Source organism: Tannerella sp. (assembly GCF_052170195.1).
In the GTDB taxonomy this organism is placed as follows: Bacteria; Bacteroidota; Bacteroidia; order Bacteroidales; family Tannerellaceae; genus Tannerella.
The window spans coordinates 1-19,992 of sequence record NZ_JBQNAZ010000011.1 but is presented as its reverse complement, the minus strand read 5'-3'; the positions used below and the strand labels follow the sequence as shown (position 1 = coordinate 19,992).

Genomic DNA, 19,992 nt, shown 5'->3' with positions numbered 1-19,992 from the left:
TCAATAAAAAAAACTACTTTTGCCACGTTTATTGAAGAAAGAATGAAAGTTCACAGAGAAGGAACAGGACTGTTGTTGTCACTATTTACTTTTTTATTTATCGTCAATGTAGGAATATATTACGCGATAAACAAGGATGTTGTCTTTTATGCTGTATTATCCCTTTCTACCGTTCTTTTCCTGTTGGTACTGAATTTTTTTCGCAGTCCAAACCGCCATTTCCCATATGACTCCGAGGGACTCGTAATTGCACCGGCCGACGGTACGGTCGTTGCGATCGAAGAGGTGATGGAAAACGAATATTTTCACGAAAAGCGATTGCAGGTTTCTATTTTTATGTCTGTGTTCAATGTGCATGCCAACTGGTTTCCGGTGAATGGAACCGTAAAACATGTTTCTCATCAGCCCGGGCGTTTTCAGGCGGCTTATTTGCCGAAGAGCAGCACAGACAATGAACGATCGACCATCGTGATTACGACGGGTTACGGAGTAGATATCCTGACACGACAAGTGGCGGGAGCATTGGCTCGTCGCATTGTGACGTATGCACAGGAAGGCGAGTCATGCGGTGTCGATGATCAGATGGGATTCATCAAGTTTGGGTCGCGTGTCGATACGTATCTTCCGCTGAATGCGGATGTGCTCGTTCGACTCGGACAAAAAGTAACCGCTAATCAGACGCCTGTTGCCCGGTTAGGTAAAATCATCTATCCATAGGTTTATGAATCGTATCGGTCGGTATATTCCCAATACATTGACATGCTGCAATCTGATATTCGGATGTATGGCATGTACCGCGGCGCTCGAAGGATACAGTCTTCATGCGATGACGTATATCTTTGTCGCTGTCGTGTTCGATTTTACCGATGGACTGGCTGCTCGTCTGTTAAAGGCTTATTCTCCAATCGGAAAAGATCTGGATTCGTTGGCCGATATGGTCAGTTTTGGAGTAGCTCCGGGGTTGATGCTTTTTCGGTTTATTCATGAACGGATTACCGACCCGTCGATCACCGTCTATCCCTGTCTTCTCTACCTGTTTTACATCGCGGCGCTGGCCATTCCAGTCTGCTCTGCCTTGCGCCTTGCCAAGTTCAACAACGATACCCGGCAAACGACGAGCTTCATCGGTTTGCCCGTACCGGCGCATGCCATCTTCTGGTCATCGTTGATCTGCACGCTCACGCCTGATTGCGATTCTGTATTGTCTGTTCTTACTACCGATCTGTCACCGACGATTCTCCTGACGGTCATGGCTGTCATGGCTATTGCTACCTCTTTGCTGCTCGTGTCTGAGATTCCGATGTTTTCGCTGAAGGTCAAATCGCTGGCATGGAAAGGGAACGAACAGCGCTATCTGCTGATTCTTGCCGCGATCGTTCTTACGATATGGCTCGGTATCGTCGGTATAGCCATGACGATTCTGCTTTATATCTTGTTGTCCTTTTTAGGGCTTCGTTCGAAGTAAGGACGGTGGATATAGTCGTAAGATACCTATCCGGAAAGGATGCTTTTTTTACTTCTTTCCAACCGTTTTATCTGTTAATCGTTATTTTTGTATCCGGATTCTTTTCTAACGATGAAAGCAAATAATCTGAATATACGTCACTTTGTCAATGATCCCGAAGCGATGGAACGGGAGTTGTTGCTGAAGTTCTTCCGGTTTGAGGGGAATCGGGCGAATGTATTACAGCTTGAACATATCCCTGCCATCTTAACGGCTGGCTGTGTGGTTCTTTGTCTTAAAGGTAAACTGAGTCTGAAACTGAACGAACAGGTATATTCCATTCAGTCTGATGATATGTGTGTTATTTTTCCCAATACGATGGTACAGACTCTTAAACGAAGTGAAGACATGGACTGTATCGTGCTGGCCAGCGATCTTGAATTTATCCGCAATTTTCCGGCGACTCACGCCTCTATGCTCTACCTGATGATTTCTAAAATGCCGTGTATCTCTCTTTCGGGTCGGGAAAAGGAGATGATGCTCGCGCATTTTGATTATATCCGTATGAACTACGAACGCAAAGACTTCCCTTACCGGATTGATGTTACGCAGCAGTTGTTGCTTGTGCTGTGTCATGAGATTGCAGCGATCTATCAAAACGGAGAGCAAGTTGCGATTCCTTCGGATACCTATCAGGAAAAGCTGTTCCGAAGGTTTATTCGTCTGGTCACTGAACATTACGAGCAGGAGAGGCGTGTTGATTTCTATGCGGAAAAACTTTGTATTACATCCAAATACCTGTCTCAAGTCACCAAGAAACTCTCGCAGAAAACGGCGGCACAGTGGATTGATGATTTTGTCGTTCGACAGGCCAAGCTGATGCTGTTGTCTTCACCATTAACCGTTCAGCAGGTTTCCGACCGGCTGAACTTTCCGAACCCCTCGTTCTTTACGCAATATTTCAGGCGGAAGACTGGCAAGACGCCGAAGGAATTTCGCTCGACCGTACAATAAGGCCATGTGCAGGTAGCGGAAATTAACTATCTTTGCATACGTATGAAAGAATTTATCATTACGCAGGAACAAACGGAAAAAGCGGTGCTGGTAGGGCTCGTTACTCCCGATCAGAACGAACGTCAGGTAAAGGAATATCTCGACGAACTCGATTTTTTGGCCGATACGGCCGGTATCCGTCCCGTCAAACGGTTTACGCAGAAGCTGGACATGCCCCATTCCGTGACGTTCGTCGGTGCGGGTAAGCTGCAACAGATCAAAGAGTACGTCGTTGAGCACGAGATCGGTATCGTTGTTTTTGACGATGAACTGTCGGCCAAGCAACTTCGAAACATCGAAAAAGCATTGCAAGTGCGTATTCTCGACCGTACAAATCTGATCCTCGATATCTTTGCCAAACGGGCGCAGACGGCACATGCCAAGACTCAAGTCGAACTGGCGCAATACCGGTACATGTTGCCCCGTCTGACACGGCTCTGGACACACCTCGAACGGCAGCGCGGAGGCGTCGGCATGCGTGGACCGGGAGAAACGCAGTTAGAGACGGACAAGCGAATCATTTTGGATAAAATATCGAAGCTCAAACGTGAATTGACGGAGATCGATAAACAGAAATCATCGCAACGCAAGAACCGTGGTAAGATGGTGAGAGTGGCGCTCGTTGGCTATACGAATGTGGGTAAATCGACCTTGATGAATCTGTTGAGCAAAAGCGAGGTGTTTGCCGAGAATAAGCTCTTTGCCACACTCGACACGACGGTACGCAAGGTGATCATTGAGAACCTTCCGTTTCTGCTGTCCGACACGGTCGGCTTTATTCGCAAGTTGCCGGTCGAACTCGTCGAGTCGTTCAAATCGACGCTTGATGAAGTGCGCGAAGCCGACCTGCTGCTGCACATGGTCGATGTTTCGCATCCTACGTTCGAAGAGCAGATCGAAGTCGTCGACAGAACACTGGCTGAAATCGGCTGCGAATCGAAACCGGTGATCATGATTTTCAATAAGGTCGATGCGTTTTCGTTCGTTCCGAAAGACGAGGATGACCTGACGCCGCGCCAACGCGAGAACATCTCCCTCAGCGAACTGAAAGAGACATGGATGAATAAACTGTCGGGCAATGCCATTTTTATCTCAGCCAAAGGCCGTACAAATATCGATGCCCTGAAGGCAATCCTTTACGAGCGTGTCAAGGCCATTCATATCACGCGTTTCCCCTATAACGATTTTCTTTTCCAGCATTACGAGACGGACGAGGAAGAGATGCATTCAGAAGCGTGAGCTGGCACCGCCACCTCCACTGCTTCCGCCACCCCACGAACCACCGCGACTGCTACTGCTGCTGCCGCTGCTCCAAGAGGAACGGCTGCTGCTGTCTCTGCCATGCGAGCTGCCACCTCCTCCTCCGCTCCCCCAGTTCTCTTTCTGCTTGAAGACCTTCTCCGCCTTTATCCGGCCGCAGTCGCGACAGACGTAGTGGTAGATCTTGAGTGTGCCATAGTTCTCCTGCCGCTTGATCGGGTAGCCCTTTTCCTGCTTGAAATGCCCTACGGCGCCGCACTTATCGCACTTGACCCGAGGTCTGAGTTGCCGCCAGAAGATGAGCTTTAGGAGGAAGTAGAGCAGCGCCACCGGGAGCTGGCAGAAGAGCAGCCCGGCGCCGATCACGGCGAAGTTGAGATCCTGACCGGTTTGCTTCACTTCGGAGAACGACCTGGCATGCCTGGCTTCACTACACTCCATAAAGAGCAGGAAAACGGCCACGGCCAAACCGAGCGCCCACCAGATGAAGGCGATCGTTTTGATAAGGCGATCGTTCTCCGCAATCTTCTGGGCTTTCTCATCGGCCTCTTCGGCTTCGAGGGTCGATTCCTTAGTCAGTACCTTGCGTACCTCTTCGAGGCCAGAGAGGAGGCCCGGGCCATAGCCGCCGTTTTTCATAAGGGGGATCATGCGGCGCGTCTGAATCAGTTTGCACAGCCCGTCGGTCAATTCGCCCTCGAGGCCGTAGCCTGTCTCGAAGGTGATCTCGCGCTGCTCATCGCAGGTGATGAGTTGGATCAGCAGGCCGCGGTTGGTCTCCCTGTCGCCGATGCCCCAGGTGTTGAAGAGCTCGTGGGCAAACTCGCGTGCCGATCCGTATGCGTCATCGTCGTAAGCGGGCAGCACCACGACGGCTATCTCCACCTGTAGCGAATCACGAAAGACTGCCAGACGGTGATTCAATGCCGCCTCGTCGGCTTCGTTGATAATATCGCCCGGATCGGTGACGAAGCGTGTGCTGTCGATCAACTGTACGTTCGGAACATCTTCTACACGGTAAGTAATCTGTGCCGACATGTCTGTGGATATCAGGCCGATCATGCAGGCAATGAGTAGGTAACGCAGGGGAAGCATTGTTGTTAGAAGCTGACGTTCGGTGCTTTTTCCGCCTCTTTCTCCGCCTCGAAATAGTTGCGGCGTTCAAAGCCGTGGTACTGTGCGATGATATTCTTGGGGAAGCCGCGGATGTAACTGTTGTAGGTGTTGATCTCTTCGTTGAAACGCTTGCGCTCAACGGCGATGCGGTTTTCCGTCCCTTCGAGCTGAGATTGCAGCATGACGAAATTTTCGCTGGATTTCAGGTCGGGATAGCTTTCCGACACGGCCATCAGGCGCGACAGGGCGGAGGAGAGTTCGCTTTGCGCCGCTGAAAAGCGCTTGAGCGATGCCGCGTCGAGATGATCAGCGTCAATGACGACTTGCGTGGCTTTGGCACGCGCCTCGAGGACGGCGGTAAACGTCGCCTGCTCGTGCGCGGCGTAGCCCTTGACGGTGTTCACGAGGTTCGGGATCAGGTCGGCACGCCGTTGGTATTGATTCTCGACCTGTCCCCATGCGCTTTGCACGTTTTCGTCGAGCCGGACCATTTTGTTGTAGGTTCCCGCGAAGTAGGAGTATACTCCAAGGAGTACGAGGATGATGACGACGGCGATCCGGATAAGCGGCTTGCGTCCGCTTTTGAGCAGCTCTGTTTCCATGTGTAATTTTTTTTGTTTTGTGTTATTTAGCCTCTGTTTAATAAATCAAATTCATGCCACAAAGATAGGTTTTTTATTCTAAAAAACCATGCTTGTCGGACGGGAGATATGAGGCAGCACGTTTCGTCCGGTTCGGGATTTCGTCCGTAGTAAACGCTGCCATCTTCAGGTGCGCCGAAGGTGAGAGGGCCGGACAGTACCGTCAGCTCATAGCCGGATTCGCCGGGGCGTTCTTTGAGGCGGAACGAGCCGGTGATGGATACGTTTTTCGTCACCGGATCTTCTTCGACGGAGAGGTATTGGGTATGTGTCAGCATTTCGTATTGGTATTCGTATGTTTCGTTTTCGTAGTTCATCTTCAGCGGCCGGATACGTCCGAAGTAATCTTCGTTGCGTTCGCTTTCGTGCCAGCCGTTATGATATTCGATTTTCCAGTCCGGCCAGATCGTCAGCACATGCTCTTCGGTGCTGCCGTCGCCGGACGGATTGAAATGATAGAGGGAGGGGAAGGAGCGGGCACATTCTTGTATTTCGTGCTCTTTACCATCTTTATCGACAGCGAAGATGGTGATGTATCCGCCAATGGTGTCGCCTTCAAATACATCGAAGACAGGTTTCTGAACGAACGACACGATATCGGTCATCTCCGGCAGTCGTCCGCTGCTGAGCAGGTGTCCGGGTTCGATGTCGCTCCATCCCATGACACTGTGGTAGTTGAGCAGTTCCACACCGCCGTCGTCCATGAGCATGCAGAGGAAGGGATTGGTCTCCTGTCCGATGTCGCCCGTAAAGAGTCCGATGCACTTACCGTTGATGCCTTCTACGGCATAGGTGCCGTTGTTGCGTGATCCTGCGGCCTGCTTCACAGAGACCATGACGCGTCCGTTTCGGATGAAGGCCGAGAGGTTGTCGTCCGGCCGGTTCGTCTCCTGTGGCAATTGGGAGGCGGGTACGGGCAGCGTAATGTCGATAACCGTTCCTTCACCTTCGGGCATGGCGGAAGGACAGGCCAGCGTCCCGTCCGTTGTACTGATCTGCGGATGATAGGTCAAGCCTTTCCCTTCGCTGTCGATAAGAAGGAGTTCGGTGTTGACCCTTCCTTCCGCACTGCTGCATTTGATGAAGAAGGGTTTGCCGTCTTCGCTTTTGTAAAGGATTTGGCCGTAGTCGTCGCTATCGGGGTCGGTCAGCAATGCTTCCGGATGGTCGTTCACCGCTACGGAAGCTTTCGGGTCGCGCGGGATGACGAGGTATATTTCATCGCCCTTGTTCTCAACGAGCTGTACGTCTTGCAGCCCGTACTGTTCCGTATACATTTTGTAAGTCGACGAGGCGAGGAAGTCGGAGGCATAGGTGAAGTAGCCGACGAAGGCTACTGCTGCCACATCTTGTTCGTTCCATCGGATATTCGTGTCGGACGACGTTGGGTTGGTTCTGCTGCCACAACCTGCGAGCAGTGCGGTAATCAGAAAGATAATGATAGGCTGTTGCATTGTATTCTTTTTAAATTTATCTGTTTTCATCGTGTCTTTTTTCTATTTGTCGAATCATTTCGATGTTGATACGTTCGATTTCGCTCAGCTGCTCGCTGACGTCGTCGGTCGTGGGGGTATACCACGCTTTGGCTTCGAAATGTTTTTGCAGATCGGCCGATCGGAAGCGCATACCGTGTCGGGCATAGATTTCGTTACGCATCAGGCGCAGTTCCTTACGGGTGAAGTGCTCGATCTGTCCGCATGTCATCGGCTGCAGGGCTGTGAAGGGGAAATCGCCTGAAATGTTTCCGGCCTCGAACAGGTAGCGGATTCGCTGAGGGGTGGCATAGGTGTTGCCGTCTGTCCAGAGATCTTCACTGCTGTAATAGGTGCATTTCCGGATCAGGAGACCATTGTCGGACTTTTCGACGCGGAACGAGCGACCATCGTCGAGGATGATGATATTTACGGGTGTTTCGTATTCGTTTCCAAACGTATAAGACTGGGATTTTCCGTCTTCGGCAAAGCCTTTTACTTCTTTCCGGTCGGGGAAGAAAGTAAAGGTGCGGCCGTCTTCTGTCCGGTATTCGCCGGCGAGACAATACGTCACGATGTCTGTTTCGATCGTTTCGCGCAGGTCGTTTGTCGGATGAAGCACCTCGGTCGGTATGTCTTTTGCATTGTAAACCACCATGAATACTCCGGCCTCTCCGAGTTGCCGGACTTCGACCCTGTCGCCTACGGAACCGTTAATGGCAATGTAGCCATCGCCTTCAGGTGTATCTTCGTCGATTACGAAAAAGCCTCCGCGCAGACGGTAATGATCGTCTTCAGGCGTCAAGCCGAAGCTCGAGCCTCCTTCGTGCAGCGATCCGCCGCTGAAGTTGATGTAACCGTCTGTAGGTGTTGCGATGAAGAAGTCGAATCCGTTGGTCCACTGTTTGCCTTCAAACTCGCGGAGTCGTTCTTTCACGGCCGGGTATTGGGGGGATGTTCGATAAGCCCTGGCTCTATCCGAAGGCACTTCTTTGAAGGAGGAAACGACGATCTCTTCCGCCGACAGGCAGGTTTGGGTAAAGTCGGGCGATATCGGCGGCAAGGCAGCGTCGGCTCGCAGACCGGCGATCATCAACAGGATCGGTGTGATAATACTTCGTTTCATCATTGTTCTTTATTAAAGTTGTTGTTAAATAGTTTCTTCTTCTTTGTTTTTGAGATTCCTCACTATGTACGGAATGACAAGAAGCCGGGGCGGGGCAAACGCGCGGGTTCGACCCCGCCTCGGTTCGCGCTTCACTTGTTACACGTTGCAAGTCGCACGGTTTAGAGCGACTTGACTACTTGCAGGATGTTTACAATTTCTTTCTTGCCGTCTCTTTCGACCCAGACGCGTCCGATCTTGCGGTCGATCTTGGTCACTTTGTAGCCTTCCTTGAAGCTGCCTACCCATACAGCCATGACGTTGTCGCCTACTTTAATGTCCTGATGAAGGGGGATCAGCTTGCAGGCGGAACGCTCGAAGGCGTATATTGTGCTGGCGAATCCGAGTGCCAGTACCTTGTTGTCGGTGGCATGGATGAGGATACACTCTTTCCACTTGTTTTCGTCGAAAGCGGCGATGGTTGCTCCGGGTTGCCATTTTCCGTCTTCGATGACATCGAACGAGGAGACTTTCAGCTGCTCGTTACTGTATTTGTTTGCCATCGAGGGCTTATCGGGATCATCGCTGTAGTCAAGGTCTAAGTAATCGACTTTAGGCGCTTCGGGGTCGGAGGCGTCGGTGACGATGGCTCGCTTCATACCCGATCCGGACTGCCACCAAGTGAGCAGCACATCGCCGACTTTAGCCTTTTTCCCTTTGGGCAGCAGGATAATGAGTGAGTTGGGCATCTCTGCCTCTCCGACTATCGAGTGTGTCTCTTCGTATTTGTTGAGCCGGGTTGAATAGAAGATGTAGCTCTCATCTTCCGGATTGTCCGATTCAACGATTTCGTTCGGATAGAAGGTGTAGGGCGACAGCACGTACTGTCCCACCTCGGGATTCTCGAGGGCAATGCCTTCGGGGAAGTCCCACGGGAAGGCTTTGGGCGTGCCTTGCGCCATCTCGGTCTTGTCCTCTGCGGTCTTATCGGCTGTCTCGCCGCCTTTCTTCCCACTGCATGCCGCGCTCATGATCAAGGCGCCGGTCATGATGGTCATTATTAAAATTTTTCTGTTCATAATTGATTGAATTTAATGTTTGTAAATGTGTTTAGGCTGTTTATTCCGTGGCTCTGACGGAGTTCATCACCGCGTCGGCATACTTGCCGAGCGTAGCTTTGTTCTTCTCGGAATACATGAAAGTGACGGAAATCATCTTTTTCCCTTTGAAAAACATGCGCATGGCGGTATAGATCGTTTCGGAGCTGAAGCTCGGGTCGTTCGATACCGTTTTTACCAGAAGGCCGTCTTTGAGCACTTTACATTCTACCTTGACGTTCGGGTTTTGGGATTGCATCTCTTTGGCAAATAGCTCGCCCGTTTCAGGAGTAAACTCTGCGTCTGTGTCCGAGACTTCACACATGAGGGTGTTCGATACGTCCATCTTTTCGAGCATAAAGATATTGGGTACCGTTTCACCGCTGTCAAGTTTTTTGGCGGGTTTCAGCACATCGGGACAGAGGAAAGCGAAGCCTTGATAGGTCACTTCGTGCATTCCGGCAGGCGTTTCGCCTTTGCCCTCTTTCTCGTTGCAACTTGCGCTACCGATCGTCAGGATCAGTGCCAGCGCGGTCATCATAAAAATGCTTACTTTCATCTTGTTACTTGTTTTTAATATAATACTTATATGAATAAAATATGAATGATATGATTCAGTCGGTGCCGAAGAGGCGGCGTTCGCATTCTCTATCATTCAGAGCGCTCTTTTCTGTTACTTTTGGCTTGACCCAAAAGTAACCCAAAGGTCAAGGCTTCGTGCGCTTCGCACGCCTTCGCGACGCTTGCAGGTCGGAAAATCACGAAACTCGCTTCGCTTCGGACAGCCTGATTTTAATTGTCAATGGTTAATTGTCAATGGTTATTTTCCAGGTACATGATTCGGCGTGTACCACGCATAACCATTAACAATTGACAATTAACAACTGAATTACGTCAGGCTTTCAGCCCTCCACCGAGGGGGGCGCCTGTTTTCCCAACGCTTCGCTTCGCTCTTCCCCCCTTTGAAGGGGGGGAGGGGGGATGTTCCTCTGCGTTCGGACATTTGTCATTCAGAGCGTAAGCGAAGAATCTCTTCCCTTTTCTCCGCGAGATTCCTCACGGTGTTCGGAATGACAAAGGGGGGCGTTCGGCATAACAATTGACCATTAACAATTAATTTGTCATTCAGAGTGTCAGCGATAATTCCGCCGATCCAATCGAATCAAAATATACTTGCTCTTTAAAAACCCCCTCTCCCTTGGTTTCCGCGCTGCTACGGGGAAGTCTGTGCGGGAGAGGAGGAAAATGAAAAAGAGACAATGTTGTTTCAATATGAGTTATTCCGTTTAATCGAGTCCTTTGAACTCGTGATCGAACGAAATAGGCTTCACCTGCGTATGCATACTGGAGCTGTTATTGACGAGAAAGAATTTGCCTTTTTCTCCCGGTTCTCCCGGATCTTTGGTCTTGAGTACCCACACTCCGTCGGTAGTGCCATTCTGGCCGCTGGAACCGTTATCCCGGCCCTTGGTCTTTATTCTCAGGAACAGATATTTGCTCTGGAATATACCCGAATGCTGATATGGCTTTGCCGGATCCACGATGACTTCGACCGTATAGGGTTTGGTCGGATTGTATCCGTTGCCCGGCTCGGCGCCTTTGAGGTATGCGGCCATCTGGTATGGACGATTGTACTTGATATCTCCCCCGAAGAGTTCTTTGAGTCGGCTGACGACCTCGCCCACATTCGATGATGTATTGTTGAGTTTGATACATTCGAGGCCGATGCTTCGGTCGCGGCGGTACATTTCCATAGCCATCACTTGCAGAGCTACCGCGCCGTGCGGCTCGCCGCCGATCTTTTGACGCACGGTCTTGAATTCATCGACCGTGGCAGGGAATCGGTTGAACTCGACCGTTCCGCTCTGCCCTTTGGTGTAGTTGGTATGGTCGATTTTACCGGTAATCTTTACATCGAGGGCGACTAACGGTTTTTCCTCTTTCTTGACTGTGACAGCACAGGTGGCCGAAGCGCCTCCGGCTTTGGCCGTGATGGTGGCTGTACCGGCAGCAACACCGGTGACTTCGCCCGCGGTCGATACTTTGGCTACACCTTCGTTACTGCTGCTCCAGCTGACAATCTTAACGGATGCGTTGGCCGGCTCTACCGTGGCCGTAAGCGTTTCGCGTCCGTTGATTTGCAGTTCGAGCGTCGTCTTGTCAAGTTTGACGGCTGTGACGGCAACTCCACCACCGCCGCCGCTACCGCCGCTACCGCCAGTACCACCACTTCCGCCTGAGCCACCGCTACCTCCGGGAGTCGGGGTTGGTTCATCTTTGTCGCACGCTGTGCAGCATAATACACCTACAATAGCCAGTAGCGCTATTCTTGTCATCCAAAAAATCTTTTTCATGTCTTTTTAATTTAAATTGTTATACATAATATTGATTGGTATTGTTTTTTTACTTTGTTTATACTGTCGGGAAGTTCCGCTTCTTGGCGTCTTCCTCCAAGTATTCGCGGATGCGGAACCCGAACATTCCCGCTACGAGATTGTTGGGCATCTGACGCACGGCGCGGTTGAAGCGCGTCACCGAGTCATTGTAAATCATTCGGCTGTGGCGCACGTTTTCTTCATACTGTTTCATGTCGTTCATCGTCGAGAGGTAAATCCGGTCGGCTTTAAGGTTGGGGTATGTTTCGCTTAACATGTTGATGCGGCCGACTAATTTGCCGATAAGTCCTTCCTGCTCTTCGACGTCTTGTGCCGACGCGGTGGGTTCCAAATCCCGACGCATGGAAATGACGTCGGTCAAGGTCTGATATTCATGTTCGGAATACTGTTTGACCATCTCGGAGGGCTTCTCGTCGCCAAACGAGAGGGTGGGGCGCTTTTCGTCCGGCCGTTGGGAGATGCGGATCAGTCCGCAGCGGCCGGCTTTTGCTTCGATCGTGCGGTGGGTGTCCCAGACGTCTTCGCGGAGATAAGTCTTGCCGGTCTCGTCGCTGATGGCCAGGTCTCGTATCTCTATGGCGCCGAGGTTGCCCTGCACAAGATACCATTCGGTGCCCGTCTGCACGTCCACGTCCCATATCTCGGTGATATGAGCCGTGCCGGAGCGGTCGAGCCGCACGGTGATATCAACATCGTGTACAAGCGTCTCTTGCGCTACCGACAGCGAAGCCGATAGCAGGAGCAGAGTCGATATGAAACCCCATCGTTTCATCAGGTCGTTTTTTTATTTCCGGACGTTGCTTGTTTGAGATAAATCTTCCTGTTTTCGCTCATCGGACTGTCTTCGGCTATCGTATTTTGCCATTCATCACGAATATCAAGGTTCCGTTTTTTGAAACGTTTACCTGATTGACTGTAATATTTCAGAATGGCATCTTTGGCCCGTCCGCCTCGAAAGATGTCTACTTCGATGTCGTTTACAAAAACTTTCATATTCTCTTACCATTAAGATAAGATTAAAACTCCGAGCAGTATTTCCGAATCATCGCCCAAAGCCGGTCTTCGTCTATCGTCAGCAGGATACGCGCTTGCCGACAGCCTATGGGCTGATTGACATCGAACGCAACGGCTTGTCCGTACGAGAATCCGAATTGTGAATTGACATCGACATAACGTGTCACCTCTTCTTTGATAAGCGTCGGGTCTATCATGATGGCTGCCGCAATCACATCCCAGATGTAGTGTACGTAATTCGGATTTTCTATAAATTTCACATTTAGATAGTTGCGCTTCATCATGCTCTTGATGTTTTCATTTTTGATGATATCGGTCATTTCTTTGTAACGATCTTTGCGGAATGAGATTTTTTCACAAACATCTAATCCGATAATGATTTGTTCTTTGAATGGCGTACGGACGCAGATTTTGGCAGCTTCAGGATCGAGCCACCAGTTGAACTCAGCCGTTGGCGTAGTGTTTCCGGGTCTGAAGAACGACCCACCCATGTAGATGACTCGCTTAATCAACGGTACGATTTCCGGTGCAATACGCACGGCGGTAGCCAGATTGACACATGTACCGATGGCGATGACCGTGATCTCGCCCGGATGGGCTTTCACCTGGTCGATGATGAAGTTGACCGCTTTTATATCGAGCGGCCGTACCGTCGGTTCGCTGCCGTATTTCTGCAGATAGACGGCTTGCCACGATTTGGGCTCTTCATATCCTGCCGCCCCGACATAGGCATCGCCGATGCCGAACAAGATACGTTCGTTTTTAATCGTCTCGAAGCGATTGGGATAGATCGGTTGGCGAATGCCCGGGATAACGGGGATGGAGGCCTTTCCAATGCTTTCGAGTTGACGAATGGCATAAGCCGTGCCTTCGGGTACCCATGTGTTACCGACGACGATGGTAACCCCTAACAAATCGATACTTGGCGTGTTGGCAAGCATCATCATGGCTATGCCGTCGTCAAAGACTTCGACCATGTCTGTGTCGAGAATTATTTTTTCTTTTTTCTGCGCTTCGGCATTCGGAAAAGAGAGGGAACCGATCATCACTGCAAGAACTAATACTTTGAATAGATTTTGTTTCATATCATTACTTTTTTATATGTTCATGTTTTTATTTTTATTTCATAGAGCCCCGGTTACTTTTCAATATTCTCGCCTCCGGTGTAGGTCATACGGACAACATTCCTGTAATTGACCGACGGTTGCTTCTCGAGATATTTGATCATCTCGTCGGCACTGGTAACAAAAAGGTTTTGCCCTTCATCGGCTTTTTCGTAGTCGCTGACAGAGGCAACGTAGCTGTTCACAACGACTTTATACGTTCGTTTTTCGTCGAACTTCGAGCCGTCGGGCATCTTTACTTCTACCTTTTTTACTTCTTTGTTGTCCTTTCCGAGTGCGATCTTATACTGGATTCCTGACACGAAAGCCGGTCCGTAATCATCAGCGCGGCATATAGCGGCAAGCAGGCGTTTAACCTCTTCGCCGGTGAGGTTGTATACGACCAGTTCGTTGCCGAAAGGATCGAGACGGTAGATGTCGTTCACCGTGATGTTTCCTTTGGGCAGGGATTCAAATCGTACCCCTCCGTTGTTTTGCACGGCGATGTCGGCTTCGGCTGCAGCGCGTTGCGCATCGGCCATCATACAGCCCAGCTCCTGCTTGCACGTGAAGTCGTCGTCGGCCCGTGTCACAACACGGGTGAGTGTTTCGTTCCGGCTGAACTCATCGACCAGCGCCTGCACTTTTTCGTCTTTACGCGGAAAATCGGTTACTTTTATCAGGTGAGCTTGCTTGTCGACCACTTTGCCGTTCTCCAGCTTGAGGGTTACCTCCGTCACGTATTTAAGCCAGCGTTCGGCTTGTGTGATGAGCACGCCGCTGTGAATCTTGGAACCGTGGACGGCCGTATGCGAATGTCCGCCGATGATGACATCGGCTTCGGGAAAGGCTTTCGCCAATTGTATATCCGCTTCGTAGCCGTTGTGGGTCAGCAGAATCAGTACGTCACACCGTTCGCGCAGCCATGCATACTCGCGGGCTACTTCTTCCGGCGGACGGAACGCAATGCCTTTCACGGCAAGGGGATGAGCGTCGGGAATCCCTTGCGAATTGACTTGTATCAACCCGAGTATGCCGATGCGTACGCCGTTGCGTTCAAACATTTTATACGGTTCGACATGCATCCGTAGCGTATCTGCCGGATACATGTTGGCGCACACGTGACGGAAGTTCGCCAAGTTGATAACTTCGCGCAGTCCGGCGGGCTTGGAATCGAACTCGTGGTTACCTACGGCCGAGAGGTCGAATCGTACGCTGTTCATCAGTGCAACCATCGGATAGCTGGTGACGGGATACATGTCGTTGAGCGGATTACCGGTACGGTTGTCGCCTCCGGAGAGCAGCAGCAAATCGGGGTGTACCTGTCGCACGCTGTCTACCAGTGCCGCGAATTGAGGAAACCGTTCTATGGCCGCATGGATGTCGTTTACGGAAAGAATGGTTATTTCTTTTGTCTGTGCCGACGCGGTCAGTGCAACGGCAGCAAGTAAGGATAAATAAAAACGTTTCATCATGATTTGATTTTTATAATTAAACTTATGATTGAGGTACGGTCTTTTTACTTCTGCTCTTGAGGAAGATAATTCCCGCTACGGCCACCACCAATAACAGGATGCCGATGACGGGTCGATAAACGAGCCATGCAATAGCGATGACGATCAGTGACCATGCCAAGCCGAAAATCCAACATACAAGTCCTACGCCTGCATCGACGATGTTACCGAGGAAGGGCAGCACTTTAAAGAGTGTCGGCAAAAGGCTGAACATCGATTTTACTCCGAAAACGACAAGCAATAATCCTACGATACGCAGAATCCACGTCAGCATATTATTCTCGTCTTGTGCATTCTGAAACATATTATCGGCGCTTACCGTACCCATTTCGACCCGTGAGAATGATTCTCCGTTTTGGGTTTTATAGTCTTCAAACGTCTCACCGTTTACTTTGGCAATAAGTGAAATATCAGCCGGCATTACTTTGTAGAAGGTGATGCGGACGTCGCCAATGCGCGGACTGTTGGGCGATTGCCCGAAATAGACCGTATTTTTATCTGAATGTACGAGCGACACGCTGTCTCTCACCGATACGGACGTGTGCAACGCCTTGTTCCATTCGCGCACCTGCTCGTCGGTCATCTGTACATCCGCCGGCACGTTTCCGCTGATCGATCGTTTGATGAACTCCGGCAGCGTGTAGGCTCCGAAGGTCACGTTGTCTGCCAACTGATCTTTTTCTTCTATAGTAGTCAGTGAAAAGTTAAGACTCTTATATTCAGGGTCTTTAAATTCCGACGACTTAACAGGCTTGTCTACCCATTTCGATTCGTATGTATAGGTGGTGACCGTTTCCTGTCCGCCGCCGATTTTGTCGCGCGTTTCGCTCTTCGAAGTTTCCACCCACTGATAGTATTCGACCTTGCGATTCAACTTGATGGCCAGTGCCCGTACGCCGAATAGCTCGTCCGAAAGCGTATCTTTCGTATCGGCAAAGGCTGAGGCATGAATCAGCTTGCCATTAAGCGACGCATCGACTGTCGAGACGTCGTCGACATGTACCGCCACCGATTCCGCTTCCTTGATCGCTTTCGAGGTTTTCACGGCGCGACCTTCATTCCACCAAAGCAGGCATGTACCGATGATGAACATCAGCAAACCGCTTACGATTCCTTTCATTGAACCGGACAACCGTTGTCCGTAACTTGTGTTTGTTGTTTCCGTGTAGGCCATAATGTTACATATTTAGATTGTTTATATTGATTGCTCCTTTTCTGTTGTTCAAGTCATTTTTCGTTTTTCACTCTTCACTTTTTTTGTCATTCAGCATTCAGCCGTCAGCCCCCTGCATTCTCCCTTTGAAGGGGGGGGCTGGGGGGATGTACCTCTGCGCTCGGATACCGTGTACCCGGCATAACAATTGACAATTGACAATTAACAACTGAATTACGTCAGGCTTACAGCCCTTCGCCGAGGGGTCACCCTGTTTCCCAACGCTTCGCTTCGCTGCACATTGGGCTGAATTAACGCGCCCTTTCAGGGCTGTTTTCCAATTGTTAGTTGTTAATGGTTATTTTTCAGGTACATGATTCGGCGTGTACCACGCATAACCATTAACCATTGACCATTAACCATTATCAACGCTCGCATGAGGTACAAGGGCTGAAAGCCTGACATCATTATGACAGCCACGTATGCGCCGCCCTAATACGTGCTTATTAGGCACCCTAATACGTGTTTATTAGGCATCCTAATACGTGCTTATTAGGTACCTTAATACGTGCTTATTAGACGCCCTAATATACCGGACCGATTATTTAACCGTTAATGTCTTCTCGAACACGCTTGTTCGAGGTGTTATCGGCTGCGTTTGTCTGCCTCTTTGTTTTATGACCGTTCTTGTTTATTGTTCTTAACGGTACAAAGATACAATAGCCTCTCCAAGTTACGCAATGAGTAAATTACTCAATTTTGATGAGTAATTTACTTAATTTTGCTGTTTGTCCGAACGCGAATTTCGCGAATGGACACATCCGAACGCCTCTGCGTTCAGTCTTTTGTCATTCTGCTGAATGCTGACTACTTTTTACTCTTCACTTCACCATCACCTTGGTTACGCGTTCTCCTACACGTACCACATATACGCCTGACGGAAGCGGCTGTACATGATCGCCTGAGGGCAGGGCGAGCATTTTCACCATCGCGCCGTTTACATTATATATATGTGTCGTTTCGGCCTTGGGCAGGGTGAGGTGCAGTGCGCCGCCGGCGGCGTAGACGCGCAGGCCGTCGATCGTTTCGTTGGCTACGGCCGAGAGGACTTCTATCTCGCACGAGGCTGACTTGCCGCTGCCGTCGGTGGCCTTGACCGTGATCGTCGCTTTGCCTTTCTTATGGATCGTCACTAAGCCGCTGCCGTCGACGGAGGCAATGAACGGATCGCTCGACTGCCAGTAGAGGAACGGATTCGTGGCGTTGGCGGGAGTGACCGTGGCTTTCAGCTGAGCCGTTTTGACATTCTCCAGCATGAGCGAAGGTTTGTCTAACGTCACACCGCTCACCGGCACTTTCTTGGCGGGCACTTCCTTCTCCACAATCTTCTCCACGATTTTTTCGATCACCGTGGGCGGTGGTGTGCTGACCGTGCCGTCCTGCACGACGAAGACCTTTTGCGTCAGCGTGCCGTCGGTGAGGGTGATCTCCCCGATACGGTAGTCGCCCGGATTGGCTTTCACGTTGAAGGTGAACGTACCGTTGCCTGTGGTCGCGGAGGTAGGCAGGCCGGTGATCCATGACTCGGTGGTGGCAGTTGTCCATGAGCTTGTGGCCGTGACGGTAACGGTCTTGCCCGTATGGGCTGCGTTGCTGACATGAATCAGCGGCGGCGTGGCGGAGAGCGAAGGGCCTCCTGCGCCGTCCTGCACGACGATGACCTTTTGCGTCAGCGTGCCGTCGGTGAGGGTGATCTCTCCGATGCGGTGAGTGCTACCCGGATTGGCAGCCACGTCGAAGGTGAACGTACCGTTGCCCATGGCCGGGGAGGTGGGCAGGCCGGTGATCCATGTGTCAGTGGTGGTGGGTGTCCAAGAGCCCGTGGCTGTGACAGTGACCGTCTTGCCCGTCTCGGCGGCGTGGGTGGCGGTGATCAGCGGCGTGGCCGAGAGTGAGGTGGCGCTGCCGCCGGTGCCGTCCTGCACAACGATGACTTTTTGTGTCAGCGTACCGTCGGTGACAGTGATCTCTCCGATGCGGTGAGCGCTACCCGGATTGGCGGCCACGTTGAAGGTGAACGTGCCGTTGCCCGTGGTCGGACTCGTGGGCAGGCCGGTGATCCATGCCGCTGTGGTGGCCGTTGTCCAAGAGCCCGAGGCTGTGACAGTGACCGTCTTACCCGTCTCGGCGGCGTGGGTGGCGGTGATCAGCGGCGTGGCCGAGAGTGAGGCGGCGCCGCCGCCGGTGCCCTTCTGTACAATAGTCAGGGTGTAGACCTCTCCGGAGAGCATTGTAGCCGTCACCTTTCCGGTGCGTAAGGGGCCTGTATTGGGAGCCACTTTGGCGGAGAAAACCTGGCTGCCATTATCCGAAGATCCAAAATAAGGGTTTGTTATCCATGAATCTGTAGTGGATAATGTATAGTGAGAGTAAGAGGAGATGCCGCTCTGTATTGTTCCGCCGGCAGCTTCTACGACCACTACGTTGGGCCTGAACGATAACAGTACGTCTTCCACAATAAAAAATTTATTCCATACATTTCTATTGAGATACTCTAACATCGTACCTTCCGGAACATATAAAACACTGTATTCAGGGCTGATGCTTATATCTTCAAATACGTTTTCTTGGATCGGCGGGATGGAACCGGAATTCATCCAATGCACCCGCGGCTCTAAAGCAAAGCACTTCCCGAATGCTTTCTCTCCAATGCTCGTTACACTCTCAGGGATGTCGAGGCTCCTCAGAGATTGGCAACTGTAGAAAGCCTTTTTTCCGATGCTTGTCAGCCCGTTTCCTCTAAAGTAGCATGACCATAAAAGGTAATTGCCGGCAAAAGCTCCTTCACCGATTTCGGTGATGTCCGCAAGTATCATGACAGACATTATGTTTCGACCTTCAAAAGCATGCGCTCCGATTTGGGTCACGTTGTACGTGTTTCCGCCGTGAGTTATCGTCTTCTCGATAGTGAAATTGCTCCCTCCCTGGGTGTTATAGGGGGAAGTGGCATTCTCGGATACGATGTGGACATCTGATCCATGAATCTTGTAATACAGGCCTCCCTGTGTAAAATCATACTGTTGCGCCCATGCGCTGACAGTGCTTCCCATCAGCCCAAGGAATAGGGTGATGATCCAAATTGAAAAATGTTTTACTTGTTTCATGATTATTAATGTTTTAAATTAGCTAGTAAATGTTTTATTCGTATAATTATTGTTCAATATCCAAATCCATATTCATTCAGGCTTTCAGCCCTCCGCCGAGGGGGGCGCCCTGTTTTCCCAACGCTTCGCTTCCGCATTCCCCCCTTTGAAGGGGGGGAGGGGGGATGTCCCTCGGCGTTCGGGACATTTGTCATTCAGAGCGCTCTTTCCGTTACTTTTGGCTTGACCCAAAAGTAACCAAAAGGTCAAGGCTTCGTGCGCTTCACACGCCTTCGCGACGCTCGCAGGTCGGAAAATCAGGTAACTCGCTTCGCTCGGACAGCCTGATTTTCTTTCGCCCCGCTCGCTGCTCCGTCGGCTCACCGCCCGAGGCCCAAGGACGAAATTAATTGTCAATGGTTAATTGTCAATGGTTATTTTCTAAATACATGATTCGGCGTGTACCACGCATAACAATTAA

General features: G+C 50.8%; 17 protein-coding genes. 4 read left to right on the top strand and 13 right to left on the bottom strand.

Annotated features, from left to right (window positions below):
* Positions 1-42: 42 nt before the first annotated feature.
* From ACTTKA_RS04735 to hflX, 4 genes are all read left to right on the top strand, one after another.
* Complete coding sequence (locus ACTTKA_RS04735; protein WP_442714161.1) at positions 43-717, top strand: phosphatidylserine decarboxylase family protein; 675 nt, start codon at positions 43-45, stop codon at positions 715-717.
* A gap of 4 nt (positions 718-721) precedes the next feature.
* Entirely contained in the window at positions 722-1,465 is a 744-nt protein-coding gene (locus tag ACTTKA_RS04730; RefSeq protein ID WP_442724167.1) for a CDP-alcohol phosphatidyltransferase family protein, read from the top strand.
* 111 nt (positions 1,466-1,576) lie between these two features.
* Positions 1,577-2,458 carry a helix-turn-helix domain-containing protein gene (locus ACTTKA_RS04725; RefSeq protein WP_442724166.1) on the top strand — a complete coding sequence of 294 codons (882 nt, stop codon included), beginning with the start codon at positions 1,577-1,579 and terminating at the stop codon, positions 2,456-2,458.
* Positions 2,459-2,500: 42 nt separating this feature from the next.
* Positions 2,501-3,736: a GTPase HflX gene (gene hflX / locus ACTTKA_RS04720; RefSeq protein WP_442724165.1), complete on the top strand. Its 1,236-nt coding sequence runs from the start codon at positions 2,501-2,503 to the stop codon at positions 3,734-3,736.
* Here the strand turns inward: hflX and ACTTKA_RS04715 are convergent.
* The 13 genes from ACTTKA_RS04715 to ACTTKA_RS04655 form a co-directional block, all read right to left on the bottom strand.
* Positions 3,725-4,795 carry a TPM domain-containing protein gene (locus ACTTKA_RS04715; RefSeq protein WP_442724164.1) on the bottom strand — a complete coding sequence of 357 codons (1,071 nt, stop codon included), beginning with the start codon at positions 4,793-4,795 and terminating at the stop codon, positions 3,725-3,727. The two genes, hflX and ACTTKA_RS04715, sit on opposite strands and share 12 nt — an antisense overlap.
* A 62-nt stretch (positions 4,796-4,857) precedes the next feature.
* On the bottom strand, positions 4,858-5,475 hold the full coding sequence (locus ACTTKA_RS04710; RefSeq protein WP_442714155.1) for a LemA family protein: 618 nt from the start codon (positions 5,473-5,475) through the stop codon (positions 4,858-4,860).
* 26 nt (positions 5,476-5,501) lie between these two features.
* Positions 5,502-6,998 carry a hypothetical protein gene (locus tag ACTTKA_RS04705; RefSeq protein ID WP_442724163.1) on the bottom strand — a complete coding sequence of 499 codons (1,497 nt, stop codon included), beginning with the start codon at positions 6,996-6,998 and terminating at the stop codon, positions 5,502-5,504.
* The gene (locus ACTTKA_RS04700) at positions 6,985-8,115 is read right to left on the bottom strand and encodes a YARHG domain-containing protein (RefSeq protein ID WP_442724162.1); all 1,131 of its coding nucleotides are present in this window, start codon (positions 8,113-8,115) and stop codon (positions 6,985-6,987) included. Before ACTTKA_RS04700 ends, ACTTKA_RS04705 begins: the two co-directional genes overlap by 14 nt.
* Positions 8,116-8,273: 158 nt before the next feature.
* Positions 8,274-9,170 carry a hypothetical protein gene (locus ACTTKA_RS04695; RefSeq protein WP_442714152.1) on the bottom strand — a complete coding sequence of 299 codons (897 nt, stop codon included), beginning with the start codon at positions 9,168-9,170 and terminating at the stop codon, positions 8,274-8,276.
* A 40-nt stretch (positions 9,171-9,210) separates the two neighbouring features.
* Entirely contained in the window at positions 9,211-9,747 is a 537-nt protein-coding gene (locus tag ACTTKA_RS04690; protein WP_442714151.1) for a hypothetical protein, read from the bottom strand.
* Between the two features lie 727 nt (positions 9,748-10,474).
* Positions 10,475-11,542, bottom strand: coding sequence for an Ig-like domain-containing protein (locus ACTTKA_RS04685; protein WP_442714986.1), 1,068 nt, complete (start codon positions 11,540-11,542; stop codon positions 10,475-10,477).
* A gap of 58 nt (positions 11,543-11,600) precedes the next feature.
* Positions 11,601-12,356 carry a LemA family protein gene (locus tag ACTTKA_RS04680; RefSeq protein WP_442724161.1) on the bottom strand — a complete coding sequence of 252 codons (756 nt, stop codon included), beginning with the start codon at positions 12,354-12,356 and terminating at the stop codon, positions 11,601-11,603.
* Entirely contained in the window at positions 12,356-12,577 is a 222-nt protein-coding gene (locus ACTTKA_RS04675) for a hypothetical protein (RefSeq protein WP_442724160.1), read from the bottom strand. The genes ACTTKA_RS04680 and ACTTKA_RS04675 overlap by 1 nt, the downstream gene beginning before the upstream one ends.
* Before the next feature lie 23 nt (positions 12,578-12,600).
* On the bottom strand, positions 12,601-13,683 hold the full coding sequence (locus ACTTKA_RS04670) for a nucleoside hydrolase (protein ID WP_442714989.1): 1,083 nt from the start codon (positions 13,681-13,683) through the stop codon (positions 12,601-12,603).
* A 53-nt stretch (positions 13,684-13,736) separates the two neighbouring features.
* Positions 13,737-15,176 (bottom strand): bifunctional metallophosphatase/5'-nucleotidase, encoded by a 1,440-nt coding sequence (locus ACTTKA_RS04665; protein WP_442724159.1) that lies wholly within the window; start codon positions 15,174-15,176, stop codon positions 13,737-13,739.
* 22 nt (positions 15,177-15,198) lie between these two features.
* Positions 15,199-16,335, bottom strand: a complete 1,137-nt coding sequence (locus ACTTKA_RS04660; RefSeq protein WP_442724158.1) for a TMEM43 family protein — start codon at positions 16,333-16,335, stop codon at positions 15,199-15,201.
* A gap of 914 nt (positions 16,336-17,249) precedes the next feature.
* Positions 17,250-19,532: a BACON domain-containing protein gene (locus tag ACTTKA_RS04655; protein WP_442724157.1), complete on the bottom strand. Its 2,283-nt coding sequence runs from the start codon at positions 19,530-19,532 to the stop codon at positions 17,250-17,252.
* Between the last annotated feature and the right edge of the window lie 460 nt (positions 19,533-19,992).

What these genes read in the sequence shown, in the direction of transcription:
- ACTTKA_RS04670 (WP_442714989.1), bottom strand. Translation starts at nt 13,683, where the DNA reads ATGAAACAAAATCTATTCAAAGTATTAGTTCTTGCAGTGATGATCGGT.
- ACTTKA_RS04690 (WP_442714151.1), bottom strand. Translation starts at nt 9,747, where the DNA reads ATGAAAGTAAGCATTTTTATGATGACCGCGCTGGCACTGATCCTGACG.
- ACTTKA_RS04660 (WP_442724158.1), bottom strand. Translation starts at nt 16,335, where the DNA reads ATGAAAGGAATCGTAAGCGGTTTGCTGATGTTCATCATCGGTACATGC.
- ACTTKA_RS04655 (WP_442724157.1), bottom strand. Translation starts at nt 19,532, where the DNA reads ATGAAACAAGTAAAACATTTTTCAATTTGGATCATCACCCTATTCCTT.
- ACTTKA_RS04675 (WP_442724160.1), bottom strand. Translation starts at nt 12,577, where the DNA reads ATGAAAGTTTTTGTAAACGACATCGAAGTAGACATCTTTCGAGGCGGA.
- ACTTKA_RS04735 (WP_442714161.1), top strand. Translation starts at nt 43, where the DNA reads ATGAAAGTTCACAGAGAAGGAACAGGACTGTTGTTGTCACTATTTACT.
- ACTTKA_RS04715 (WP_442724164.1), bottom strand. Translation starts at nt 4,795, where the DNA reads ATGTCGGCACAGATTACTTACCGTGTAGAAGATGTTCCGAACGTACAG.
- ACTTKA_RS04710 (WP_442714155.1), bottom strand. Translation starts at nt 5,475, where the DNA reads ATGGAAACAGAGCTGCTCAAAAGCGGACGCAAGCCGCTTATCCGGATC.
- ACTTKA_RS04685 (WP_442714986.1), bottom strand. Translation starts at nt 11,542, where the DNA reads ATGAAAAAGATTTTTTGGATGACAAGAATAGCGCTACTGGCTATTGTA.
- ACTTKA_RS04725 (WP_442724166.1), top strand. Translation starts at nt 1,577, where the DNA reads ATGAAAGCAAATAATCTGAATATACGTCACTTTGTCAATGATCCCGAA.
- ACTTKA_RS04680 (WP_442724161.1), bottom strand. Translation starts at nt 12,356, where the DNA reads ATGAAACGATGGGGTTTCATATCGACTCTGCTCCTGCTATCGGCTTCG.
- ACTTKA_RS04695 (WP_442714152.1), bottom strand. Translation starts at nt 9,170, where the DNA reads ATGAACAGAAAAATTTTAATAATGACCATCATGACCGGCGCCTTGATC.
- ACTTKA_RS04730 (WP_442724167.1), top strand. Translation starts at nt 722, where the DNA reads ATGAATCGTATCGGTCGGTATATTCCCAATACATTGACATGCTGCAAT.
- ACTTKA_RS04700 (WP_442724162.1), bottom strand. Translation starts at nt 8,115, where the DNA reads ATGATGAAACGAAGTATTATCACACCGATCCTGTTGATGATCGCCGGT.
- ACTTKA_RS04665 (WP_442724159.1), bottom strand. Translation starts at nt 15,176, where the DNA reads ATGATGAAACGTTTTTATTTATCCTTACTTGCTGCCGTTGCACTGACC.
- hflX (WP_442724165.1), top strand. Translation starts at nt 2,501, where the DNA reads ATGAAAGAATTTATCATTACGCAGGAACAAACGGAAAAAGCGGTGCTG.
- ACTTKA_RS04705 (WP_442724163.1), bottom strand. Translation starts at nt 6,998, where the DNA reads ATGAAAACAGATAAATTTAAAAAGAATACAATGCAACAGCCTATCATT.